Origin of the sequence: Phytopseudomonas argentinensis (assembly GCF_900113905.1) — a bacterium.
Classification (GTDB): Bacteria; Pseudomonadota; Gammaproteobacteria; order Pseudomonadales; family Pseudomonadaceae; genus Aquipseudomonas; species Aquipseudomonas argentinensis.
Map to the genome: position 1 here is coordinate 1 of NZ_FORC01000007.1, position 15,826 is coordinate 15,826.

Below are 15,826 nucleotides of genomic sequence, written 5' to 3' on the forward strand. Positions count from 1 at the left end.
TTCTATTTCATCCACGAAACGAGCACTGCCGGTTAGCTGTCCCCTCTGCAGTGCTGCACGAATCAAATCAATTTCGCTTGATGGAACGGCTTGGCGGATGAATTCTGTATAGCGGATGCGACGCTTTTCAGGCGTATCCCCAAGTGCGACGAAGCAAGGATCCATATCCAGCCAATCTCTGTCAGCCTGATCCGTTACCAGGGGAAAAGGGGACACAGGGGAAAAGGGGACGGGAAAAAGGGACAGATTTATTTTCCGGGATTACGCCTCGATCTGCTGAGCTAGACCAGAGATAATCACCGCCTCAGCAAATAAGGGCTCGCAGCGGGCTCAGCTCAATGTAGCGACAGCAGGCAAGCAGGTAGGTGTATGACTCAACCACGCTGGACTTATAGCGACTTTCCCAGAGAGTACCGGTTCGCCTTCTAAGCGGCCCCGATAGCGGGTGGCGCGCGCCGCCAGCGCTTTCATCAACTTGCCCCAAACCGGCAATGGCTTCACCGGGTGCCAATAGCAGGTGAACATGATTGGTCATCAGACAATAAGCGTAGACCTTAACCCTGAACGCATCTTCCAACTCGCGTAGGTCAGTTATGTAGCGCTGATAGTCCTGCTCAGCGGCAAACACTACCTGCCGGTGATGCCCTCGCTGCACCACATGATGTGAGTAGTTCGGCAATACAATCCGCCCCATCCTCGGCATAACGGCCTCCGTCCATTGAGACCTTCAGCTTCGCCAATCAGGTAGAAAATAAATCTGTCCCCTTTTTCCCTTCGGCTTTGCCTTCGACCTGTACCGAACCCGCTGCCCACGCCGCATCGAGATCCTGCTGTTGATCGCGGCAATGGCTCGTTATGCGCTGTACCTGGTTGGCCTTCAGGCTAAAACGACAGGCCGGTCATACCGCTTTCAGAGCAACAGCGTCAGGCAAAAAAACGTGCTGTCACTCTGGCGGATAGGCCTTGAATATCTCAGGCGCTCGGCCAGCGATTTATCTTGTTCGGCACTCACCAGGATGGAGCTATTGCTGCGTGAGGAGGTACACCGGCAAGCTCAGGTGCTGGAATAGATTTGTGGGGATTCCTCAGAATCTGTCCCCTTTCCCCCCTTAATATCGGGAACTTCTACAGCGCCAGCCAAATCCCATAGCTCGCCTAAGCCGGACAACTTTTCAAGAAAATTCTCGTGCCGTCTTTCAATAGGCTCTGAAAATTTTGGCCTATGACGAAACTCAAGTTTATGCATAGTCATCGGGGCGCAACCCTCACAGCAATGTTTCCGAGATCAATAGGGTCAGAATCATTGATTTAGCTGTATGACCGAATCAATGACTCTGACCCCATCGATTATTGTGACCCCATCGATTATTAGCATAACAATCTCCTTCCATTGAGATATTCAGCGTAGCCAATCAGGAGAAAAATAAATCTGTCCCCTTTTCCCTCGAGAGTCGAAACAACTCAGATTACTAGGTTTATTGATCCAACAATAAAGCTTCAGCGTACGTCCTGTGCAATCAAGAGCGCACGCTCTATCATATCTTGTTCAATATAAGGAACAAATCCTAGTCTATTGCCCTGCTCAAAACTTATTTTGTAGCTTTTCAGCCTCTCCACATCTCCAGCAATCGCCAAGGCAGCCAAATGCCGTAACGGCATGGCGCCCTTGGCCTCTGTTGGCAGCGACCTATAATCCGCTAAGCCTTTTCTTATATCTTGGGCAGAGGCCCAGGATATAGCATCTTGAGAAAGCCTGACAATGTCACCCAGTGAAAAGTGAACTATTTTTTCCGGTGCACCATTTCTGACGATTATCGGTTCATGGTCTCCTGCCTCCCCCATGATGAATGCAGCGGCTGCTGTAAAGTCTTTCGTAGATACAGAAGGCATCAATGAGACCCTAAAATGGTCGGAACGCTTTCCTATTGATGGAATAACCTGAACCTGCACTCCGTTAATATTAATTATGCAGAAGTAGTCACCAGCCTCATCTCTCGCACACAACCAACCAAGCCCCTCTAGGGTCGGTAAAATTTCCTTTACCTTCATATTTTTGCACCTGGAAAATACTTAGTTTCAATCGGAATCCCGTTGGGGTAACCCTGCTCTTTAAGAGGTTTGCCAGGAATCAACCCAAAATCTCTAGCCACCTTCCCTCGAGGAATCGAACTGCCATTCTCAATTTGGGGAAATATTTTTTCCTGCCGAATACTAAGATCGGCGCTACCAGTTTTAACTTCAATAATTCGAATACTACCATCTGGCGCCCTTGCGATAATGTCCGGCCTACAACGACCAACTCCGCAAGAACTTCCAAAAGAAACCTCTCTTTGACTAACAGTATATCCTTGAGAAACCAACTGATCTTTAATATCGTCAACCATATTGAGATGGTGCTCATAATGATCACGGATGGTTATTTTAGGAGTTATAGTCGTTTCTTTTGGGACCAATGTCCCAGCACCTTTCGGACTGCTAGGAATACCTCGACCACCATACGCACCTGCCAAAGCGGCAACTACTGAATGGACAGCCATGACAGTATCATACTGCTCCGCTATCTCCCCCCAGCTCTTTCCTGACTCCTCCGCTATAGCCGCTATCGCCGCGTCGCGTGTAATACTCCCCGAATCGAGGCCTTGCAGGATTTTTTCAACATTTGCAGCGTCTTCCTGATAAACGCTTTTCCAAGCGAGACTATAGCTAATAGGCTCATCATAGGACGCTAACGCTAGCTTTGCCTGAGCAACCAAGGCCGAGCATGCGCCCCCAGACTTCTTCCCGTTGGTACAAATATCTAGAATTGCTTGGTTGCGTGCTTCATCAACCCTATGGATCTCAGCAAGCTCGATGGCCTCATCAGGGGTTAAGCTGCCAGCCCTCTGCCTACGCTCTAATGTGGCTTTGCGCTGTGCCTCAGGGCGGTGCAGATAATTATTTCCAGTTTCAATCTGCGCCGCATTCGCTGCCACTGCAGCCTCGCCACCCGCTGCAGCCGTAATACCCGCAACTAGGCTGCCAATTAGGTTCAGACGATTCTGTTTCTGCGTATCAGTCATGCCCTCAGCAGTTTGATCGCTCAACTGATCAATCAAATTGTTCAGCACCACGCTTGCGCTGCCGCCCAAGGCGCCTGCACCGCAACTCTGGCTTTGTGCTGTTGCCCCCGCACACCCGACAATGGCGTGCAAGGCCGCACGTGCTGTTTCGGATTTCAACTCATCAGCAATGCCCTTGACCTTTTCAGCGGCCAGACCTTGTAGATAGCTGACCGCCGCCCCTTGCAGAAGCTGTGATCCACCACCAGTAACGTTGCCTCCGGCCGCACCACTGATAGCAGAAACCAGCGTGCGCCCCAGCCCACCAATCTCCCAAGTGGCATTGCTGTCAATGATTTTCTGGAGTTGAGCAATTTTTACTTGGTCACGCTGCTCAGCAGGCTTAGCGCTCTCCTCGGCCAACTCCTTCTTGGCATCCGTAGAGACAGCCGCTCGCTGCTCCAGGAAAGTGCCCACATTCCGTACGAACTGCTCGGTGATCTCAAAACCGGCCTCGATCTCCTTGCGATCGAAGATCGGTTTGAGGGTGTTGCTGCCGTCTCTGTCACTGGAGACATCACGATTGACATCAGCAATTGCCTGCTCAGCCGTCTGCCCTGTCAGTTCCTGTTGTTTCGCCCCGTCGGTGATGGTGATGGCCCCACCACTGATACCGCTATGAGTTGTGCTCTTGTCCTTGCCGCTGGCGCTTAGCGCAATTGGTGTGCCTGCATTTGCAGCGGCCTCTTGAACAGGCTTTCCGTCCTTATCCTTGATGAGGTTGCCTGCCTTGTCATGAGCTGCTGTGCTATAGCTGCCGCTCAGGCTGATGCTGGTGCCCTTGTACTCGGCTTTATTCTCGATATCGGAATGAGTCAGGGTGCCGGTGGTAAGACTGTTCTTGCCGTCTGCGATTGCCTTGTCGTTGCTCGCAATAATGGCGCCCTTCAGATCGGTATTGCCGACCACCTTGATCTGGAAGCCGTTGTCGCCCGCCTTGATCCCCGTCTGTTGACCGACGCTTGCATATTCACTGTTGATTTTCTGCTGGCTAACGCTCCCAGAGACAGTGGACACCCCGCCACAGATCGGCGGAATGCAGAGGCTCAAGCCAACCCCTGCGTTTTGTTGCTTGGATTTGTAGTTATCGATGTCCTGCTGGCTAGCCAGATTCAAGTCGCCGCCGACCTCGCCCGTAACTTGCTTGGCGGTAACCACGGCCCCTTTCAGGTTCGTGTCGCCACCACTGTTCAAAGCGACTTTTTCGCCGGCGTTTATCAGCGTATTGGCGTGAGTGATCGCCTCACCCTCGGACGAGCCTCGGCCTTTGTTGGCTGCCAGTTCGATAGTGAAGCCGTTCTGCTGACCTATACCAAAACCAACGCCAGCACTCCAACCGCTGTTACTGTTCTTGCCCTTCTGATTGGCAGTGTTCTGCGCAGAGACGAGGTTGATGCTGCCATCTGCATCAAGGGATACGTTGCGCCCGGCATCGATGGTGCTGCCCACTACGTTCAGGTTGCTGGCATCGCCATCACCAGTCGCCTTGATGGTGACGTCGCGGCCAGCAGCCACGCTGCTGGCAACTACGTTCTGACCGGACTGCGTACCTCCGCTCTTGCTCTGGCTATTGCTCAGATTGACGCTGACCTTGATACCCGCGAAGTTGCCGGTCGCCAGGGTTTGAGCACTCTGGTAAGCCTGATAGCCACTCATTGCCGTATTGGCAGCAGCCAATGCAGTAAGGCGACCGTCCTTGGTATCACCAGCAACATCGGTCATGCGCTTGGCGCCTTGAACGGCATCGATCAGCGGTACGCTAACGGTGCCGCCAACGGCAGTACGGTTGTAGCTTTGCTTCTGGCTGGAGCTGAGCAGGTCATAGCCCGATTCGATGTCGACACGCTTGGCCGTGATCGAAACATCCCCCTTCGGCGCGATAACCTGGCTGGCCTGCTGGCGATAGGCTTCACCCGCCTTCAAATCGACATCCCCACCCAGCGACGCGATCTGGCTGCCCAGCTGTTGAGTGGTGCTGTTCTCGCTGCTTTGCTTGACGCTGACCACGCCGGTCGCACCCTGCCACCAACTACCGATCTCGCCGGACTTCTTGGAGTTGGAGCGCGCGCTGGAGTCATCCTTGGCTTCACCGCTGGTGATCACCAAGTTGCGCCCTGCCGCTACGGCAATATCGTTATCGGCGACCAGGGTACTGCCACGCACAGCGGTGTCGCGGCCGCTGGTCACATCGATGGTCCCACCGCTGAGCGTGCTGCCGACTTCCTGGGAGGATGACGACTGAGCACCCTTGGATTTCTGCTCGAGCGTGAAAGAGCCATTGGTGGCCAGTGAGTCGAACACATGCCATTTCAGTGAACTGGACTTGCTGGCTTGGCTCGATTGCTGCGAGGCCACCGCAGTGCCGACGGAAACATCCCGCCCGGCATCCAGGACGATGGCATCGTCCGCCCGCAAGCTTGCTGCGCGCAGAGCGATATCGTCCTTGGCGTCGATGACGACATTCTGACCGTCCAGGCGAGTACCGGTGAGCGTTGTGGCTTCGGAGCTGCTGCTTTTCGCCTTGCTGGAGAACAGGCCGCTCTTGGCTTTAGCGTTAGCTTGGCTGCTGGCGTTCTGAGCTGCATCCAGCACGACATCGCCACCAGCACGCAGATAGATGTCCGAGTCGCTGATCAGTTGGGCACCGCGCGCAGCGACGTCGTTATCAGCGCGCAGCGTCAGGTCACTTCCGGAAGTGATGTAAGAGGAGACAGCATGGCTATTGGAGGACTCGGACATTTTCAGCTTGCTGCTGCTGAACATGCCGCCTTTTTTCTTTTTGTAGTAATAGTTGTAATCGTAGTTCTGAGCGGCATCGAGGTCGATGTCGCCACCCGCGTAGAGGTAGGCCTCTTCGCCTGCGTGAACCTGGCTCGCAATAAGGGTTGTGTCATTGCCAGAAGCGCTTGTGAAATCACCGCCTGCTTCAATGACCGAGGCGACTTGTCGTACCTGCTGATTGCGGATATCGACTGTCTTGCCGCCGCTCTTGCGATACGACTGGAAGCTGCTCTCGTTAGCTGCTGACGTCACGGCAATATCGCGACCTGCAGCGAGGTCAACATCCTCACCGACCTTGACCTTGCTACCTACAACCAGAAGATCGCGCCCGGCTTTGGCTTGAAGATCGCCGGCAATCTGCACGTCGCTACCGTGCTGCGTGACTTGCGATTGAGTGACTCTGGTTTTTTTATACTGAGCGTTGGAGCTGTCGACTTCCGTCACGACCCCAAGGTTGATATCCCGTTTGGCGCTCAGCGTGGCATCACCACCTGCCTTCAACACGCTGCCCAGGTTATTCAGGTCCCGACCGGCATCTACTGCGAGGTTGTTACCGGCCTCGATTCGCGCAGCGTTATCAACCGATGCATTACTGAAGGTGAAACGGCCGCCTTGCTCGGTATAGCCGATGGAGCGTTCGTTGGTGATATCACCATTGACGGCGGTGAGGCTGACATCCTTGCCGTTGATAATGCCGCCCTGGGCATTGCGAATGCTGTCCGTTGCCAGCAGCGCCAGGCGGTTACCCGCCTGGATCAAGCCTTGGTTGCCTATATTGTTGGCGGTCGCTTTGAGGTTACCGCTCGCGCGCAGGGTGCCTTTGTTTGAAAGGTCACCGCCGCTGATCAGGCTGACTTCGCTACCTTGAATAAGCGCACCTGTCGGTGCAAGGCGGCCGCTCGCTTGGGCGAGGTAGAGCACCGGCACCAGCACCTTTTCACCATTCACCTCCTGCTCTTGCATCCACACGATGTCGTGAGTCAGGGCAGCAACCTGCTCGGCGCTCAAGCCCACACCTGGGACAAGGCTCAAGGCATCCTTGCTGGCAATGGCGTTGTCCATCAAATAGCGGTACATGGCCTCGTCGCTGTCCAGGCCAGCGATCAAGCGCTGACCAGTACGCGCAACGACCGCATCGCGAATCAGGCGCTGCTCATAGAGCCCGTCGCCCAGTCGCTTCTTGGCCTTATCCGGGTCGAAGCCAATGCGACTCAGCAGGTAATCCGAATTGAGGAAATTGCGCAGGTCAGCAAACGCCGGATTGGTTTCGATCAGGTAACGATGCCCTGGCTTGGTACTGATCTGGAACAGACCGTTCTGCCCCTGGGGCAAGCTGAAGCCAGGTTGAGCCAGCGGATCAACAGCCTGTTGCTTAACATCCGGTGGCAACTGAGCATTGAGCGTGGCCGCAGGTTTGACGTCGCTGCTGACAGTCGTTTGGCCAACACGACTGGCGCCTTGGTCAATCTTTTCACCGGGCCGTAGAAGGTTGTTCTCAAGCGTTTGAGCGCCTGAGATATTCACTGCGCCTGCGGCTTGGATGATGGAATATACGACGTCACCACCACCCGATGTTTTCGTGATTCTGGAGCCACGAACATCACCTATTGCAATGGAACCCAATGGCATCGCAGCGGGATTATAGGAGGAGGAATTAGGATCGTTATAAGCGTTGTATCGACCAATGTTGGAGACAAAGTTGTAGTACGAGTCTTCATCCTTGGTGTAGACGTAATAGTCGTAGAAACGTGTCTCGCCCCCAGCGGCGCCAACACTCCGGAAACTTATGGTGTCAAGATCAATCTGTCCGCCAGCAGAAACAGTGCTGAGGCGGTTATCAAAATCACCGCCGATAAAGCTCAGGTCGCCCCCTGCAATAAGATTCCCGCGTGCAGAGTCCTCGGTGATCTTAAGGCCATACACCTCGTCTACAACATATGACGCTTCGCAATGATCGCCCTTGCAATTGTCCGTCCCCGTCAGTCTCATTCGACCACTGATCTTACTTATGGTGGATTTGAAGACATCCTTACGATTAATCAACGACGATGCGGCCAGGCTCATATCGTCCGCGCTCTCGATCGTTCCGGAAATATTCTCCAGCAGGGCCAGCTGCCCCAGCGATTCATCCTTAGCAACGCTCAGCGCGCCGAGGCTGTAAATATCACCTTTGTAGTTGGTGAGCGCGCCCACCCGCAGAGCCATATCCGAGCCACTGAAGATCAGCCCCTGTTCATTACGCAGCGCGTCCCCCTCGATACGCAGCAGTCCCGCACCACCGAGCGTGCCGAGGTTGTCCAGGCTACCCAGCTTGAGGGACATGTCCTGGGCCGCGGTCAGGCGGCCACGGTTCAACAACTGGCCGCTCAGCTCGAATTGACCGACGCCACCACTCTTGACCTGAGCATCGGTACCGAACTCGGCACTGGCAGCCTTGAAGGTCAGATCGCCCAGGCTGCGCAGCGCACCATTGCCCGCGTAGCTGCCGGTAAGTGTCAGGCCTAGCGTGCCATCGGTGGCGATGACACCGTCGTTTAACCAGCTGTCGCCGTTGGCCACGATGCTCTGCCGGGAAATCAACTGGCCGGTGGCCGTTTGGGTGAACTGGCCGATATTCAGGGTCAGGCGCTCGGCCTGCAGCTCACTGGTGTTGGTCCAATCGGCGGCGCTCAGGGTCATCTCGCCGTTGGTGGTGAAGCGGCCACCCGCGCCGCCCAGGTCGGACAGTTTCAGGTCGAATCCCTGGTTGCCCACATGACGAACCGTACCGCCTACGTTGGTCAGCGAACCGCTGGAAAGGCTGAAGACGGCGTTGCCGATTTCCACCAACCCCTGGCCGTTGTCGAACAGGCTGCCGATCTGGAAATCACTTTGGCCGGTACTGGCCAGCGCGCGCAGACGCCCATTGCGATTCTGAGCGCTACCCGCATCGAGCTTCAGGGACTGGGTGGATTCGATCAGGCCCTGATCGTTGGTCAGCGCCCCCGTCAGCTTCACGTCAATGGCGTTGGCAGCCATTGTGCCGCCCTGGTTATCCAGCGCCGTGCCATCGACTTGAAGTTGGCCGGCCGCTACGACCTCGCCCGCATGGTTGGTGACGTCACCGCCCTTGAGTGTCAGGTTCTTCTGGCCGATCAGCTGGCCTTGGCGGTTGTCGAGCGTTGCAGCCTGGATGGTGGCATCGCCAGCACTGATCAACTTGCCGGTGCGGTTGTCCAGTTCGTCGACAGTTGCATCCAATGTGCCGCGGGCAATCAGTTCGCCCCGGTTGGTGACGCGCTTGCTGTTCAGCACCAATTGGCTATTGGTTACCAGCGTGCCATCAGCCTTGACGCCAGCTTCGACGATGCCCTGGTTATCCAGCTCACCACCACCGACGTCAACTTTGCTGCCCGCTGCCAGGCTTTCCTTCACCACCGTTTTGCCGTCGGCGGTCACCGTCGCATTACGACCGGCGTAGGTATCGGCATTGAGCTCGACGCCCTTGGCCACCAGCGTGACGTCATTGCTGGCCGCCATGCGATTGGTGGTCAGCTGCCCACTGGCATCGATCTGGATATCCCCGGCACTGGCGGCCATGTCGCCGGCCAGTTTTACACCGACACCGGCTTCGGTGCCGACCAGACGGATCGCGCCGGCGTACATACCGCCCAGGGCGGAGCTGTCGATGGCCAGTTGCGGCTGTTGGGAGCCGTCATCGGCCTTGGCGGTGGCCTGCAAGGTGGCGACATCCACTTCGTTGCGGCCGGCGATGACGTTCAGGCGCTTGGCATGGATTTCGGCATTGATCTGCGCGCTGCGGGTGATCAGGTCGAACTGGTCGACGTTGCTGGCATTGAGGCCAGCACCTTCGATGGCGATGTCGCCGTCATTAACGTCGAAACCCTGCAGGCGGCCATTGTTAACCAACGGAGCGCCGGTGCTCAGGGTCGCCCGCGGGGTGTTGATGAAACCGCAACCGTCGCAGGTGATGCCGTGGGGGTTGGCGACGATGACATGCGCTGCCTGCCCGGCCACTTCCGTGTAGCCCTTGAGCTGGCTGCGGTTGCTGCCGGTCACTTCGTTGAGGATGACGTTCGCCGCGCCGCCACGCAGGTTCGGGTTACCGGTGATGTAACCGCCCTGTTGGGTGGGCACGAAAGCCTGGGCGCCGTTGTTGAGGATCAGGCCCTGCTGGCCAACGTTGTAGTCGGTGAACTTGTTGTGCGACAGGCCGCTGCCATTGGGCGTGGCGATATTGACGATGGGCACGCCGTTGCCGGCTTGGCCGATGGTGGTGTTGCCGCCCGCTTGAGCATCGATGCTCAGCTCGGCCGCCACGGTAACGATGGGGTTGAGGAACATGACGCCGGCAACGATCAGGGCGATGTTCTGGAAAAACGGGCTGCGAACGTCCATGTCAGGGTGCTCCAGGGTGTAAACGAATCGGGAATCAGAAGAACAGGTCGAGGCGGAAATACACCGGGCGCTCGCGCTCGGTGATCACGTCAGGGCGTTCCAGGGAATGGGCGAAGGTCACGCTGGCGGCCAGGTGTTCGCCGCGGGCGCTGAGCTCCAGGGCATGGCCGCTCAGGCGGCCACTGGCGCCACTGTTGTAGCTGTCATGGCTGATCACGCCGACGTCATAGGCCAGGGCGGCGCCATACTGCTGCACGAAGGGTTGCAGCGGCGCCCAGGTGACCGGCCGGGTCCAGCGCAGTTGGCTGCGCCAGTAGCCGCCACTGTCCCCGGACAGGTTCTGGTCCTTGAAGGCGCGCACCGAGTTGAGCCCACCGATGCTGATGCGCTGGGAGCTGAACAACGGGTCTTCGCTCTTCTGGCCAGTGGCCAGGCTGTCGAAGCTGAAGCGCTCGCCCCACAGGCTGAAGGGCTGCAGGTAGCTCAGGGTCAGGCTGTATTTGTTGTAGCGCGCCACCGGCTGGTCACCACGGGGCTCACCATTACCCTGCGCATCGAAGGCGCCGATGCCGCGCTGCCAGCCGATATCGGCGTTGACGAAGGCGCTGCCGATGCGCCGGCCGTGGTTGAAGCCCAGCTGCCATTCGCTCAAGCGATTGCTCGACGGGTCAATGCGGTTACCAAGAATGAAGTTGTTGGTGCGCACATGGCTGACGCCAGTGTTGAAGGCGGTCTTGCTGACGCTGTCGCGGTGCAGCACGCGCTCGGCGCGCAGGGCGTGCTGCTGGCTGTCACCATCGGTCTCGAAGGGGAAGCCGTTGCTCTGGCCCAGGGTGCGGTAGTAGCTCTGGCTGTAGCTGTAGTCCACGCGCCACCAGCCATAAGGGATGCTGTAGGACAGGCTCTGGGCGTGGGAGTGACGGTAGCTGTCGCTGACCGCATCGCGACTGGCGCGCAGGCTCAGCTGGTCGGCCAGGCCCAGCGGGCTGTCCCAGGTCAGGCCCAGGCCCCACTGCTGCTCGCCGGTGCTGCGCTGGCCATCGTTGTGGCGGTTGATATTGGCGTGCCAGGGCTTGCTGCGCTCGCCCTTGAGGCCCACCCGGCTGCCACCCACCTGCTGACCCGGCACCAGTTCGAGCTGCGCCGGGCGCGATGGCAGGCGGTTGAGGTTGTCGACCAGTTGCTCCAGCTCACGCAGGTTGAGGATCTCGCCGGTATCGCCGGGGAAACTCATGGCGAATTCGCGGTCACTGGCCAGGGCAGAGCTGTCGAGGCCCTCCAGGCGGCCTTCGACCACGGTGATCTTCAGGGTACGGGCAGACAGATCCTGCTGCGGCAGGTAGGCCCGGGTGGTCACGTAACCACGGTCGACGTAGTGGTTGGTGATCGCCTTGAGCAGTTCGTTGAGCTGGCTGACGCCCAGGCAGCTGTCGGCGAACGGGGCGAGAATGGTGCTGCGATCAGCCTCGGACAGCAGGCTCGCGCCGCTGATCTCGATCTGTTCGATGGCGAAGCAGCGCTCGTCCTCGGGTGCTGGCGGTGCCGTCGGCTCGGCGCGCTTGCCCGGCAGCTGCTGCAGTTCCTGCAGGCGCTGTTGCTGCTCGTCGAGCAGACGCTCCTGGCGGTCGCGGATCAGGTCTTGAGTCAGCGGCGACGGCAGATTGGTGGGCAGGTTGGGCGGTGGCGTCTGGGCAAGTGCCATGAAAGGCACAGCCATGAGAAAGAGCGGAAAATACGAGCGCATGGAAATCCGTACCTGGAAAATTGATTCGTCCCTGACAGCGATGAGGCATTTTGCCACTCCCGGTTTCTCAGGCGGGAGACAGGCTTCGCATTTCATGAAATGGCACGGCGCGCGGTCGGCAAAGAAGTGATGAACCGCTCAATTCATCAATCTCCGCACCTTCTGGCAGCGTCCATGGCTGCGTATTGTCCTTGCCCCGCTTAGCGGGGGTTCGATCAGGCACTCAACTCCCGATCCAGCACTTCCTCGATCTCGCTCTTGATCTTGCCGCTCATCACCGACAGCAGCAGGCCGAGGTTGAGCTGCAGGTGAACGCGGTCTTCACTGACCTCGATGCGCCCGTCGGCGCCGCTGCGTTTGAACTCCAGGGTGTCACCCTTCCACTGGTAGCGCACGTCGTACTCGCGGGCCAGGCGCTCGGCGAGCTTTTCAGCCTTGCTACGGGCGGCCTCGATGCCCAGATTGTGCGGGCGGTCGACGGTGATTTTGGCCATAGGGCTCTCCTGACTGAAAACGCGGGCGGGGCAATATACAAGAAGCGCCCGCCGGCCCACTACCACGCGTGCAGCCGGCGCCCGGCTTTTGGGTTTAGAATGCCGCCACTCGGCACTGCACCAGCGGTTGAGCGGGCCGTGAATCAGGAAGTCGATGGAAACGCTTATTTACCTCGGTAAACTCGCCTTTTCGCTTGTCTGACTCACTGATGAGACGCGCGCGGCGCGGTCTCATGATCACGGTCACGCTAGCCAGGGCCTCAAGCAAGCACACTTAGCAGACGCCAACGCCTCCCGGACTTCAGGAAAAGGGCCACATGAACGATCCGCGCAAGAACGACAACAGCGAACCCACCACCCACTTCGGTTTCCAGGACGTTCCGGAAAGCCGCAAGGCGGAAAAGGTCGCCGAGGTGTTCCATTCGGTGGCCGCCAAGTACGACCTGATGAACGACCTGCTTTCCGGCGGCATGCACCGCCTGTGGAAGCGCTTCACCATCGAGCTGTCCGGTGTGCGCAGCGGTAACCGCGTGCTCGACATCGCCGGCGGCACCGGTGACCTGGCCCGCCAGTTCTCGCGCATCGTCGGCGAAACCGGCGAGGTTGTGCTGGCCGACATCAACGCCTCGATGCTCAAGGTCGGCCGTGACCGCCTGCTCGACCGCGGCGTGTCCGGCAACATTTCCTTCGTGCAGGCCGACGCCGAGAAGCTGCCCTTCCCGGACAATCACTTCGACTGCGTGACCATCGCCTTCGGCCTGCGCAACGTCACCCACAAGGAGGCGGCCATCGCCTCCATGCTGCGCGTGCTCAAGCCGGGCGGCCGCCTGCTGGTGCTGGAGTTCTCCAAGCCGAAGAGCAGCCTGTTGTCCAAGGTCTACGACACCTATTCGTTCAACTTCATGCCGCTGGTGGGCAAGCTGGTCACCAACGACGCAGACAGCTACCGCTACCTGGCCGAGTCGATCCGCATGCACCCCGATCAGGACACCCTCAAGGCGATGATGCTGGACGCCGGCTTCGACCGCGTGACCTACCACAACATGACCGGCGGCATCGTCGCCCTGCACCGCGGTATCAAACCCTGATGCTGACCCTGGCCCTGCTCGCCGGCGTCGAACGCGGTCTCAACCGCGTACTCGCGTTGGACAGCACCGCCCTGCCGCGCCTGGCCAGGCTCAATGGCCGGGTGATCGCGGTCGAGTGCCAGGCGCCGGCCGTGCAACTGTTCATCCTCGCCGACGGCCAGGGCCTGCGCCTGGCCAGCCAGTGGGCCGGCGCGGTCGACTGCACTCTGCGTGCGCCCGCCAGTGCCCTGCTGCGCCTGGCCCTGGCCAAGGACAAACAGGCCGTGCTGCACGAGCCCGAAGTCGACCTCGATGGCGACAGCGGCGCGCTGATGGAGCTGGCCGGCGTGCTGCAGGACCTCGACCTGGACTGGGAATACCAGCTGTCTCAATGGCTCGGCCCGGTGCCCACTGCGCTGCTGGCCGGCCACCTGCGCAGCCGCGCCGGCTGGACCCGCGAGAACCTGCACAGCCTGCAGCTGAGCCTGGCCGACTACCTCAGCGAAGAATCACGCGCCCTGGTCGGCCGCCGCGAGGCCGATGCCCGCTTCGCCGAACTCGATGACCTGAAACTTTCCCTCGACCGTCTCGACGCGCGTATCGAGCGCCTCGCCCAACGCCATAAGCCCACCGCATGAAGCTGCTTGCCGTTCGTCGTCTGTTGCGCATTCTCTACGTGGTCATCCGCTACCGCCTAGATGACATGCTGTTCGCCCTGCCGCTGCCGCTCTGGCTGCGTGCGCCGCGCTTCCTGCTGCCCTGGCGCTGGGTGCCGCGTGGCAAGTCGTCGCGCAGCCGCGGCGAGAGCCTGCGCCTGGCGCTGGAGGAACTGGGACCGATCTTCATCAAGTTCGGCCAGCTGCTGTCCACCCGCCGCGACCTGTTGCCGCCGGATATCGCCGACGAGCTGGCGCACCTGCAGGACCGCGTGCCGCCGTTCGACCCGGCCAAGTCCCTGGCGCTGATCGAGGAGCAGCTCGGCGTACCGGTGAGCGTGGCCTTCGCCCGCTTCGACACCGAACCGCTGGCCTCGGCCTCGGTCGCCCAGGTGCACGCCGCGCAGCTCAAGAGCGGCGAGGAAGTGGTGGTCAAGGTGGTGCGCCCCGGCCTGAGGCCGGTGATCAAGGCCGACATGGCCTGGCTGTTCCTGCTTGCCAAGCTGGCCGAGCGCGCCTCGGCCGAAGCCCGCCGCCTGCACCCGGTGGACGTGGTCAGCGACTACGAGAAGACCATCTACGACGAGCTCGACCTCCTGCGCGAGGCCGCCAACGCCAGCCAGCTGCGGCGCAACTTCGAGAATTCCGGCCTGCTCTACGTGCCCCAGGTGTACTGGGACTGGTGCCGCCCCAAGGTGCTGGTGATGGAGCGCATCTACGGCATTCCAGTCAACGACATGGCAACCCTGGCCGACCAGCGCACCGACATGAAACTGCTGGCCGAGCGCGGCGTGGAGATCTTCTTCACCCAGGTTTTCACCCACAGTTTCTTCCACGCCGACATGCACCCCGGCAACATTTTCGTCAGCACCCGCACGCCGTGGAACCCGCAATACATCGCTATCGACTGCGGCATCATCGGCAGCCTGACGCCCGAGGACCAGGATTACCTGGCGCGCAACCTGGTGGCATTCTTCAAGCGTGATTATCGCAAGGTGGCGCAGTTGCACATCGATTCGGGCTGGGTACCCCAGGAAACCCAGGTCAACGATTTCGAAGCGGCGATCCGCACCGTCTGCGAGCCGATCTTCGAACGGCCGCTCAAGGACATCTCTTTCGGCCTCTTGCTGATGCGCCTGTTCCAGACCGCGCGGCGCTTCAACATGGAAATCCAGCCGCAGCTGGTGCTCTTGCAGAAAACCCTGCTGAACATCGAGGGCCTGGGTCGCCAGCTGTACCCCGACCTGGACCTGTGGACCACCGCCCAGCCATTCCTGGAGCGCTGGATGCGCGAGCGCGTCAGCCCGCGCAACGTGCTGCACAACCTGCAAAGCCAGGTCGAGCAATTGCCGCACCTGGCCAACATGACCCGCAGCCTGCTCGAGCGCATGGCCCAGCCCCACGCCAACGACCCACCCCCGCCGTGGCGCGAGCGCGACGGCTGGACGGTGCGACTGATCGGCGCAGCGCTGATCGGCGGCGGCGTGGTGACGGCCCTTGGCCTGGGCAACCTGAGCGAGCCCGCCACCGCCTGGCCGGCCTGGCTGATGAGCGCCAGCGGTCTGTACCTGATCCTGCGTCGATAGCC

The 15,826-nt window shown here is 59.3% G+C and carries 8 protein-coding genes and 1 pseudogene; 4 read left to right on the forward strand and 5 right to left on the reverse strand.

Annotated elements, in window-relative coordinates:
• Positions 1-304: 304 nt before the first annotated feature.
• The gene (locus BM154_RS24690; RefSeq protein WP_425272844.1) at positions 305-628 is read right to left on the reverse strand and encodes a transposase; all 324 of its coding nucleotides are present in this window, start codon (positions 626-628) and stop codon (positions 305-307) included.
• A 148-nt stretch (positions 629-776) separates the two neighbouring features.
• Here BM154_RS24690 and BM154_RS24490 point away from each other — a divergent pair.
• Positions 777-1,070 (forward strand): annotated as a pseudogene (locus BM154_RS24490) (IS4 family transposase); the annotation flags it as partial.
• A gap of 427 nt (positions 1,071-1,497) precedes the next feature.
• Here BM154_RS24490 and BM154_RS22330 read toward each other — a convergent pair.
• The 4 genes from BM154_RS22330 to BM154_RS22345 all read right to left on the reverse strand — a co-directional run bounded on the left by BM154_RS22330 (position 1,498) and on the right by BM154_RS22345 (position 12,515).
• Positions 1,498-2,049: a DUF6990 domain-containing protein gene (locus tag BM154_RS22330; protein WP_074889729.1), complete on the reverse strand. Its 552-nt coding sequence runs from the start codon at positions 2,047-2,049 to the stop codon at positions 1,498-1,500.
• Positions 2,046-10,277 (reverse strand): hemagglutinin repeat-containing protein, encoded by an 8,232-nt coding sequence (locus BM154_RS22335; protein WP_074889732.1) that lies wholly within the window; start codon positions 10,275-10,277, stop codon positions 2,046-2,048. Before BM154_RS22335 ends, BM154_RS22330 begins: the two co-directional genes overlap by 4 nt.
• Before the next feature lie 34 nt (positions 10,278-10,311).
• On the reverse strand, positions 10,312-11,979 hold the full coding sequence (locus BM154_RS22340; protein WP_244157255.1) for a ShlB/FhaC/HecB family hemolysin secretion/activation protein: 1,668 nt from the start codon (positions 11,977-11,979) through the stop codon (positions 10,312-10,314).
• A 257-nt stretch (positions 11,980-12,236) separates the two neighbouring features.
• On the reverse strand, positions 12,237-12,515 hold the full coding sequence (locus BM154_RS22345; RefSeq protein ID WP_074889735.1) for a polyhydroxyalkanoic acid system family protein: 279 nt from the start codon (positions 12,513-12,515) through the stop codon (positions 12,237-12,239).
• 317 nt (positions 12,516-12,832) lie between these two features.
• Between BM154_RS22345 and ubiE the strand changes: the two genes are divergently transcribed.
• The 3 genes from ubiE to ubiB are packed head-to-tail and all read left to right on the forward strand — an operon-like array spanning position 12,833 to position 15,824.
• Positions 12,833-13,603, forward strand: coding sequence for a bifunctional demethylmenaquinone methyltransferase/2-methoxy-6-polyprenyl-1,4-benzoquinol methylase UbiE (gene ubiE / locus BM154_RS22350; RefSeq protein ID WP_074889738.1), 771 nt, complete (start codon positions 12,833-12,835; stop codon positions 13,601-13,603).
• Complete coding sequence (locus BM154_RS22355; RefSeq protein WP_074889740.1) at positions 13,603-14,220, forward strand: ubiquinone biosynthesis accessory factor UbiJ; 618 nt, start codon at positions 13,603-13,605, stop codon at positions 14,218-14,220. Before ubiE ends, BM154_RS22355 begins: the two co-directional genes overlap by 1 nt.
• Complete coding sequence (gene ubiB / locus BM154_RS22360) at positions 14,217-15,824, forward strand: ubiquinone biosynthesis regulatory protein kinase UbiB (RefSeq protein WP_074889743.1); 1,608 nt, start codon at positions 14,217-14,219, stop codon at positions 15,822-15,824. Before BM154_RS22355 ends, ubiB begins: the two co-directional genes overlap by 4 nt.
• Positions 15,825-15,826 lie beyond the last annotated feature (2 nt).

Coding starts and splice junctions, on each gene's coding strand:
- BM154_RS22330 (WP_074889729.1), bottom strand. CDS start 2,049: ATGAAGGTAAAGGAAATTTTACCGACCCTAGAGGGGCTTGGTTGGTTG.
- BM154_RS22335 (WP_074889732.1), bottom strand. CDS start 10,277: ATGGACGTTCGCAGCCCGTTTTTCCAGAACATCGCCCTGATCGTTGCC.
- BM154_RS22340 (WP_244157255.1), bottom strand. CDS start 11,979: ATGGCACTTGCCCAGACGCCACCGCCCAACCTGCCCACCAATCTGCCG.
- BM154_RS22345 (WP_074889735.1), bottom strand. CDS start 12,515: ATGGCCAAAATCACCGTCGACCGCCCGCACAATCTGGGCATCGAGGCC.
- ubiE (WP_074889738.1), top strand. CDS start 12,833: ATGAACGATCCGCGCAAGAACGACAACAGCGAACCCACCACCCACTTC.
- BM154_RS22355 (WP_074889740.1), top strand. CDS start 13,603: ATGCTGACCCTGGCCCTGCTCGCCGGCGTCGAACGCGGTCTCAACCGC.
- ubiB (WP_074889743.1), top strand. CDS start 14,217: ATGAAGCTGCTTGCCGTTCGTCGTCTGTTGCGCATTCTCTACGTGGTC.